Genomic DNA, 8841 nt, shown 5'->3' with positions numbered 1-8841 from the left:
TCATTTTTCTCCGTTTCATATCTATTAAGAATAGTATACAGGAAAACGAAGAAAAAGAGTGTAAGTCTAAAAGTTAATCACCTTATATATAGATTATCTGTAGGCTCTATATCCATTGCTTGATGTGCTGGAGAATACGTTGTTGCTTGTGGTGGATTTTTATCAATTATCACAATTGCTCCAGCAGAAACCTCTGTTACTTGTGAACCTAAATTCCCTGCCAAATCTTGAAAATCAATTGTAAAATAAACAGCACCATCAGCATCTCCTGACTGCAATGTATAGCTTGCCTGCCAAGTCTTGGCATCGCCATCATCTTGATCATGTACATTTGCAGGCTGCCCTTGAATCGTTACAAGCGGCAGTTGAATATCCTCACTTGCAACAATGTCTATTGTAATGATGTCACCTACTTTTGCAACGGCTGGATTGGCATTATTAGAGGTCATCGTTACCTGATCTAAAGCTGGCTTTGTACTATCTGCTATAACGTAGCTTCCATCCGTAACTTCTGTTACCTCTACTGCCGAATTACCGAGTAAATCTTGAAAATTCAATGTGAAAGGTACTGCTCCCTCGATATCGCCCTCTTCGATAACATATGTTGCTTGCCAATTTCGTGATGAGCCAGTGACAATTGCCGTATTTTCTGCAATCGTCACTACTGGTGCTTGGATATTTTTATCTGTTTCTACTGTTAAAGTAATTGTATCGCCTATTTTAGCCTTTGTTGGGTCTGCATGACTGGATTGAATATTGATCCCTGTTGCTTGTGGCGGTGTTTTATCAATGACAAATGTAATAGTTGTTGTGTTACCTGCGCTATCTGTTACTACTACAGTATAATTTCCAGATGTACTGATAGTCGCTCCATTTGTGAAGGTTGCTCCATTTAATGTAGCTGTTCCTTCATTAAAGCTAATTGTTACATCTGTGTTATACACACCACTATTCGTAACGCCTGTTATAACTGGTGGTGTTGTATCTAATATAATTGTATTTGATAATGTATTTGATATATTATCAGCAGTATCTTTTAGTTGCATATAAATGGTTTTACTACCATCACCATTTGTTAATGTCCAGCCTTTCGTCGATGCATATGACTCCCAACTAGACCATGTAGTACCATCATTTGAAAAGCGCATTGTAATCGCTTCTCCTTCTGTATCACTTGCCGTCATTGTTAAAATTACATTAGTAGAACTTGTATAACCTGCTCCGTTATTTATCGTAATAGAGCCTATTGGTGGATGATTTTTCGTAATTTCAATTGTCAATTCCTTCTCAAATGTATTGCCAGCCTCATCTGTTGCTCTAATCGTAATCTGATAATTATTTTTCGTATCATAGGTGAATACCGTTGTCGTTTTTAATTCATTGCCGTCAATCTCAAAGAAATTTGTATCACCTGATACTAGTGAATACGTAAAGGCTTGAGGACCTCCTGAATCCGTTGCCGTCAATGTGCCAACAGTTGTACCGATGGACTTCTTTTCCTGTACAGTGCTATTACTCAGCATAATATCTGTAGGTGGGGTACGATCAGAGATTATTTCGAACTCTATGGATGCTTGATTGAATGCACCACTGCTTGTAGTCGCAATATTTTCAGGAATCTGGATTTTTACAGTGCCATCTGCGCTCGGTACTATTTGCGCAACATATAAGGTCCCACCCCCTATAAGGGATTGAACAGTCCCATTTGTAATAACTATATCTTCCAACGTAAAACCAGTCACAGACTCACTGAAAACAATACTGATGGGAATTGGGTTGCTATTTGTTGGACTAGGTACTGCTGATGAAATTGTTACAGCAGGACGTGTACTAACAGCTAAGCTCATCGTATAAGCATCACTAGCATCCATGCCATCACTTACTGTAAATAAAAAAGATGTGGAAGAGCTGCTTTCTGTTAGATATTTTAATTTCCCCGCATCTAAATCGATTTTACTAATCGTTGCTCCATTTGCAAGAGCTTCCCCAGCATCAATTTGCTGATTGTTATTGTTATCAAGGTAAAGCTGTCCGCTATTCGGGATGGTTACAATTTGAATGTGTTGCAAAGTATCGCCAGCATCCTCATCATGAAATGCAAAGGAAGCGCTGTTAAATATATATACTTGCCCTTCGTTTACATTCACAGTTCCATTGCTGGATGTTGGCGGTCTATTTAATGGAAGCGTTGTGACCTGCTGTGTTGTATAGGCACTTTTATTGCCATCCGCATCTTGTACAATAATATTAAAATAATAGGTTGTGTTGGCTGTAAGCCCTGTCACATTAAAAGAATGAATATCTTTCGTATAGTCATTTTCTAATGGTGTCCCATTTGCTTCAATGGCCTCCACCGTATCCATATTGTTACTACTAGATTGATAGACACGATATGCTAAATTCTCTTGAGCTGTTATATCATCAAATGCCTTAGCCCAGTCCAATGTCACGCCTGTTGCAGTAATATTGGAAGCAGTAATAGCCCCTGTTGATACTGTTGGCGGATTATTAGCTGGAATATCAATCGTAAATTGTGTAAATGTTAAATCCCATAAACCCGCTTGTACAGTATCTATATATTGAACACTCACGGTAATCACAAAAGCATTAATACCTTGTAAATGAACTGGAATGTTATATACAGGACCTTGATATTTAACTGTCGAAAAGGATACTGGACTTCCCTTAGGATTTCCTGCTGTATCAAGTCCTTGAATGGATAAAGTAAAAACGCCATCTTCATTATGTTTATTTGTTGTATCAATGGTTAGCGTTTGTAAATCAAAGACACCACCCGCAAATCCTTCTCCTGCCAAAATTTTAATGGATTTTGGTGTTGCACGTTCATCTGCGTCAAAATAATAACCAGCAGGGTAATTAGGATCATTATTATAACGAAACAAACTAATACCATCATTACCATCAATTCCAGATACTTCAAATCCATTCGTTGTATCATCTTTCCAATTAGCCTGTGTTAAATCCTGCACACATACTGGATAATTAGCTGTTCCACAACTAGCTGCCTCTGCTGTTAAAGGCGAAACAAACAAGATACTTGTCAATTGGCTAGAAACAATTAATAGCAAACATAAAGTTATGATTAGTATCTTTTTTCCCATTTTTATACTGCTCCCTCTTAATGATTTCACACCTTTCATTTCATTAATTCCTAACCTTTAGGAGGCCATTCCCCACTTAAGCAAATAATAAAGTTTAGCCCTAAATATGGCTGCATATTATTATGTGGTTGATTCCCACCAGTTACATTAATCGCTAATACATTCATTTGTGTATTTGCTTGTGTCGTATAGGCGGGAGTAGAGCCTTTCCCTTGTTGTTCTGTCCATATTGCTCCAGTGGGGTCAGTATTTGATGTCTGAGTATTGTTACAAGTAGCTAGATGGTTATGACTAGGCATTTGGGTTGTTAATAGAGTAACAGTAGCTGTACCTCCAGATGCTCCTACATTTCTTGGCGTTAGTCCTGTCCCTGCGCCTTGATGAATCGCTGCCCTACCATTTAAATTCGGTAACGCAAAGGTTGCTTTGCCATCCCCGCCGTATATTGTGCCTAAAATAGCATATAATGCCGTATTTGAGGCAATTGATAGTAGCTGACCATCACACAAAGCCCAATTTTCCGGTGCAAAATTACCACTAAATAGTCTAATTTCTCCAATATAAGCTTCTGACATTTCCTTCACCTTCTCTCTTTCTTAATTTCTTGTTGGATAAATCCCAGTAATCGCTATACAATAATTTACTACACTAAATGGCTGCATATTTTGATGTGGCTGTGAGTTACCTGTTGTTGATAAAGCTTGCATATTCATTTGTGTATTAGGCTGTGCAGCTTCATAACTATCTTTCAAAGAAGCTCCCCATACATGACCAGCAGCCGCTCTCAATGTAGCACTTTCTGAGCTACCGTTGACAACATGGGTATGAGCTGGCATTTCATGAATCGTTAATATGTGTACCTCTTCCCCAGCCTTTTGTCCAAGCGTAACGCCATTTCCTACATGGACAGGCACTCTCCCTCTTAAATCAGGTAATGCAAATGTCGAAACACCGTTCCCACCATAAGTGGCGCCTAATAATGAATACAGGGCTTGATGGGTATTAATTTGTAATATTTGTCCATCACATCTCATCCATCCACTTGGTACTCCCCCAAAGCTAAATAGTCTAATTTCTCCTAAAAATGGTTCACTCATCTGTTCCTACCTCCTATTCGATGATTGGATATATACCATAAAGCGCGATCATATAACTAATTGTCAAAAAGGGCATTACATTATTATGAGGAGTATTTCCTCCAGCACTTGAAACACTAGTTGGATTCATTGTGCCAGTTGGTGGTTGAGTAGAATATTGTATACCCTTTGCCCAAACAGCATTTTCTGGACTAGGCGTTGTACCATCGAGTGAAGAAGCTGTCACTTGATGTGTGTGAGCAGGAAGTTGAGCAGATGTTACAGTGACAGTTTCTACCCCTCCTGCCTGCCCCATCACAAAATTTGTGCTAGTCGTTGGATTTTGACCTTGGTGCACCACGACCCTACTTTGAAAATTGGGCAATGCAAATGTTGTTTGTCCATTCCCACCATAAGTTGTACCAATTAAGGAATAGAGCAATTCATTTTCAGCTATCGACATTATTTGACCATTACACAAAGCCCATCCTTCTGGCGCATAATTACCTGCAAACATTCGAATTTCCCCAACATATGGCTCCATTCGTAAACCCTCCTTTAAAATGTATTGGTTTACACAGTACATTACTCCTAGAAGGTTAAAATTAGGTTAAAAATTGAAAATTTCTGCAAAATGATAAAATTTACCTACAAAAAAACAGGCTAAGGGTTAGCCCTAGCCTGTTCTCCTTGTAATGGTTTTGAATAGAAACGTCTTCAAGGTCAACTTTACTGCCTCCATCTATATGTATGATACTGTCGCTTACTTTAACACTCTTCCCATCAATCGTTATATTCTTTAAAGTAACTTTTGAATTACTAGTAAAATTGATTAATCTCCCAGCAAAAGCTTCATTGCGTATAAGTGACCATGTCTGTCCCTCTTTTGATGTAATCGTTATTGGTTGACCACCACTGAACATTAATGTCCCACTAATTGTAATATCACTTAATAAAACAAGGGTTTCCGATGAACCGCTGGCATTAATACTTTCTATCACTTTTCCAATTGTTTGAAATGGGTTGGCTTCTGTTCCATCACTGATAGTATCATCTCCACTCAATGATACATAAACTGGATTTTCTTCTAACACCTGTACGTTAAGTGGAGCCCCCATAACAGTCAATGCACTGCTTATAACGAGCATCAATGATAGCAATAGCATCAATGAACGCTTCCATAAAAATAGTGGCTTACTTATCACTTCTATTTTTTTCCACCCTTTCTCATCATTCACTATATTCAGCTTCGTTATCTCCTTTTATTTCCACCATCCTTTGTCGTCTGTTGACACTTTTCAATCTACTAAAGACTGTCTAAACAAAACTTGAACATTTCTCTTAAAATGCTAATTTATTAACTAAAGTCATATATTTTATTATTTTTCACAGAAAATCAGTGCTTTTTATGGGTATTTTCATAGGAATTTTTCAAAAGAGGAAGGCTTTGAGAAGAAATATGAGTAAGGAGGATTGTTCAGATTTTGTATAGATACTATTTGTATAGTAATGCTAATACATAAAATAAAGGGATTTTGCCTATGCTTGTTTATGTCATTATTGGATGTGGAATTACCATTGGTGTATTGTGGATACTTCAAATCATTCGTATTGGAAAAAAACGCCTGGAGAAAAAAAGAGCTTTGGAGCAGCGCCTCAAACAGTTAATATTTACAAATAAAAAAAGCTCCCATAAGCACCACGAAAATTAATACCATTCTTCACTAAAACAAGCCGTCCTCCCTGTTTGGAGAACGGCTTGTTGATTTTTAGTTGTTATACCCAGCCACGGAAGCGAGAAGCTTCTGCAGTGCGGCGTACACCTACCATATAAGCAGCTAAACGCATATTAATATTGCGTGTTGTTGCTGTTGTATAGACATTTTCAAATGCTTCAACCATTTTTTTGTATAAGCGTTCCTCTACTTCTTCCTCTGTCCAGTAATAACCTTGGTTATTTTGTACCCATTCAAAGTAAGAAACCGTTACACCACCAGCAGATGCCAGTACGTCTGGTACAAGTAAAATACCACGCTCTGTTAAAATCTTTGTTGCTTCAGCAGTTGTTGGACCGTTTGCTGCTTCTACAACAATGCTTGCTTTAATATTATGTGCATTATCAGCTGTAATTTGGTTTTCAATAGCAGCTGGTACTAGAATATCACAATCAAGTTCTAATAATGCTTTGTTTGAAATTGTATTTTCAAATAAAGTTGTTACTGTTCCGAAGCTATCGCGACGATCTAATAAGTAGTCTATATCTAAACCTTCTGGATCATGTAGTGCACCATAAGCATCTGAAATACCGATTACCTTTGCACCTAAATCGTGCATGAATTTTGCAAGGAAGCTACCTGCGTTACCAAAGCCTTGAATAACAACACGTGCACCTTTAATATCAATGCCACGTTTTTTCGCTGCTTCTTCGATAACGATTGTAACACCTTGTGCAGTTGCACGGTCGCGACCTTGAGAACCACCAAGTACAAGTGGCTTACCAGTGATAAAGCCTGGTGAATTAAATTCATCCATACGGCTATATTCGTCCATCATCCATGCCATAATTTGTGCATTTGTAAATACATCTGGTGCAGGAATATCTTTTGTTGGTCCTACGATTTGACTCACGGCACGTACATAACCGCGACTTAAACGCTCGATTTCGCCCATGGACATTTGACGAGGGTCACAAATGACACCGCCTTTACCACCACCGTATGGTAAATCAACAATACCACATTTCAATGTCATCCACATTGAAAGCGCTTTAACCTCTTCCTCAGATACTTGAGGATGGAAGCGAACCCCACCTTTAGTTGGTCCTACAGCATCGTTATGTTGTGCACGGTAACCCGTAAATACTTTTGTTGTACCGTCATCCATTTTCACTGGAATACGTACTTGTAACATACGAAGTGGCTCTTTTAGTAATTCGTACATTGCTTCATCATAGCCAAGCTTATTTAAAGCCTCTTGAATGACGTCTTGTGTTGATGTGAATAGATTTAAGTTTTCAGACATATTAAATCGCCTCTTTGTTTTTTTTAATGATAATATATCGGCATCATTGTAACATACTTCCGAATTAAAATGTGAACATTTTGTTAATTTTTAAATACTTTTTCAATTTGTTCGATTGACCAATCTAAATCCTCTTGTGAAATAACAAGTGGTGGTGCAAAACGAATCACTGTATCATGTGTTTCTTTACATAGTAGACCTAGCTCTTTTAATTTTTCACAATATGGACGAGCTGCTTCTGTTAATTCCATACCGATAAATAAACCACGACCACGTACTTCTTTAATAACAGGATTGTTAATAGCTTGTAATTTACCTTTGAAATATTCACCAAGCTCATGTGAACGTTCAGCTAATTTTTCATCTAATAAAACTTTAAGAGATGCAATAGAAACTGCACATGCTAAAGGATTACCACCGAAAGTTGAACCATGTGAACCTGGGTTAAATACACCTAAAATATCACGGTTTGCAGCTACACAAGAAATTGGGAATACACCGCCGCCTAATGCTTTACCAAGAATATACATATCTGGCTCTACTTCTTCCCAATCACAAGCAAACATTTTACCTGTACGTGCTAAACCAGCTTGAATTTCATCCGCAATAAATAGTACGTTGTTTTCGCGACAAAGTTCACGGGCTGCTTTTAAGAAGCCTTCTGGTGGAATAACAATACCCGCTTCACCTTGAATTGGCTCCATCATAAATGCTGCTGTATTTGGTGTAATCGCTGCCTTTAATGCATCTAAATCACCGTAATCCACTAATTTGATATTTGGTAGCATCGGACCGAAGCCACGGCGATATTCTGGATCAGATGATAACGAAACCGCTAACATTGTACGACCATGGAAATTACCATTACATGCGATAAATTCAGCTTTGCCATCCTCTACGCCCTTTACATCATATGCCCAACGACGAGCTGCCTTAAATGCAGTTTCAACTGCCTCAGCACCTGTATTCATTGGTAGAACCATTTCCTTATTTGTTAATTTACCAACAAGCTCATACCATTCGCCAAGATTTTCACTGTAAAATGCACGTGAAGTTAATGTTACTTTATCCGCTTGCTCTTTTAAAGCAGCGATAATTTTTGGGTGACGGTGTCCTTGGTTAACAGCAGAGTAAGCTGATAGCATATCTAAATATTTATTGCCTTCTGGATCCTTAACCCAAGCGCCCTCAGCCTCTGAAATAACGATTGGCAGTGGATGATAGTTCGCTGCACCAAAATTTTGTGTTTGTTCAATCACTTGTTGTGTTTTTGTCATCTTCTATTCTCTCCTTCATTAAAAACATGATGAAAAAATCGCTTAAAGCAAGGACTATGTATATCTACAAGTAGAATAATTCGATATTTAGCTTCCATCAAAACAGAAGCCTGCTTACTTCTCCAAAGTAATGTACCTTGTTTGCAGTGCCTACGGTTTAGCCAGGGCAGTATTACCTGGAGAAGTCACGCAGCTTCTTGTGCTAACATTGCTTTAATTTCTACTTAATTGAATAGCCCCATCAATTGAAAATTAAAGCATTTCTGAAGTTGTTTTTGCTTGCATGTGTAATTGTAGGTAGTCTGGGCCACCTGCTTTAGAGTCTGTGCCTGACATATTGAAGCC

General features: G+C 38.2%; 8 protein-coding genes. 1 reads left to right on the top strand and 7 read right to left on the bottom strand.

Going from position 1 to position 8841, the window contains the following annotated elements:
• Positions 1 to 77: 77 nt before the first annotated feature.
• The 5 genes from ACIQVU_RS19910 to ACIQVU_RS19890 all read right to left on the bottom strand — a co-directional run bounded on the left by ACIQVU_RS19910 (position 78) and on the right by ACIQVU_RS19890 (position 5436).
• Positions 78 to 3122 (bottom strand): Ig-like domain-containing protein, encoded by a 3045-nt coding sequence (locus ACIQVU_RS19910; RefSeq protein ID WP_402896973.1) that lies wholly within the window; start codon positions 3120 to 3122, stop codon positions 78 to 80.
• A gap of 50 nt (positions 3123 to 3172) precedes the next feature.
• On the bottom strand, positions 3173 to 3697 hold the full coding sequence (locus ACIQVU_RS19905) for a phage tail protein (protein WP_340807105.1): 525 nt from the start codon (positions 3695 to 3697) through the stop codon (positions 3173 to 3175).
• A gap of 21 nt (positions 3698 to 3718) precedes the next feature.
• Positions 3719 to 4219, bottom strand: coding sequence for a phage tail protein (locus ACIQVU_RS19900; RefSeq protein WP_340807106.1), 501 nt, complete (start codon positions 4217 to 4219; stop codon positions 3719 to 3721).
• A 13-nt stretch (positions 4220 to 4232) separates the two neighbouring features.
• On the bottom strand, positions 4233 to 4742 hold the full coding sequence (locus ACIQVU_RS19895) for a phage tail protein (RefSeq protein ID WP_402896971.1): 510 nt from the start codon (positions 4740 to 4742) through the stop codon (positions 4233 to 4235).
• A gap of 100 nt (positions 4743 to 4842) precedes the next feature.
• Positions 4843 to 5436: a hypothetical protein gene (locus ACIQVU_RS19890; RefSeq protein ID WP_402896969.1), complete on the bottom strand. Its 594-nt coding sequence runs from the start codon at positions 5434 to 5436 to the stop codon at positions 4843 to 4845.
• Between the two features lie 303 nt (positions 5437 to 5739).
• On the opposite strand from ACIQVU_RS19890, the gene ACIQVU_RS19885 reads away from it, so the two are divergent.
• The gene (locus tag ACIQVU_RS19885) at positions 5740 to 5910 is read left to right on the top strand and encodes a hypothetical protein (RefSeq protein ID WP_402896967.1); all 171 of its coding nucleotides are present in this window, start codon (positions 5740 to 5742) and stop codon (positions 5908 to 5910) included.
• A gap of 64 nt (positions 5911 to 5974) precedes the next feature.
• Here the strand turns inward: ACIQVU_RS19885 and ACIQVU_RS19880 are convergent, their stop codons facing one another.
• Both ACIQVU_RS19880 and ACIQVU_RS19875 read right to left on the bottom strand, forming a co-directional pair.
• Positions 5975 to 7219, bottom strand: coding sequence for a Glu/Leu/Phe/Val family dehydrogenase (locus ACIQVU_RS19880; protein ID WP_340807110.1), 1245 nt, complete (start codon positions 7217 to 7219; stop codon positions 5975 to 5977).
• Between the two features lie 83 nt (positions 7220 to 7302).
• Positions 7303 to 8496 carry an ornithine--oxo-acid transaminase gene (locus ACIQVU_RS19875; RefSeq protein ID WP_340807111.1) on the bottom strand — a complete coding sequence of 398 codons (1194 nt, stop codon included), beginning with the start codon at positions 8494 to 8496 and terminating at the stop codon, positions 7303 to 7305.
• Positions 8497 to 8841: the final 345 nt, after the last annotated feature.

Source organism: Lysinibacillus sp. NPDC098008 (genome assembly GCF_044760715.1).
Lineage (GTDB): Bacteria > Bacillota > Bacilli > Bacillales_A > Planococcaceae > Lysinibacillus.
The sequence above is the reverse complement of the archived record's forward strand: the minus strand, read 5'-3'. Positions and strand labels throughout refer to the sequence as shown.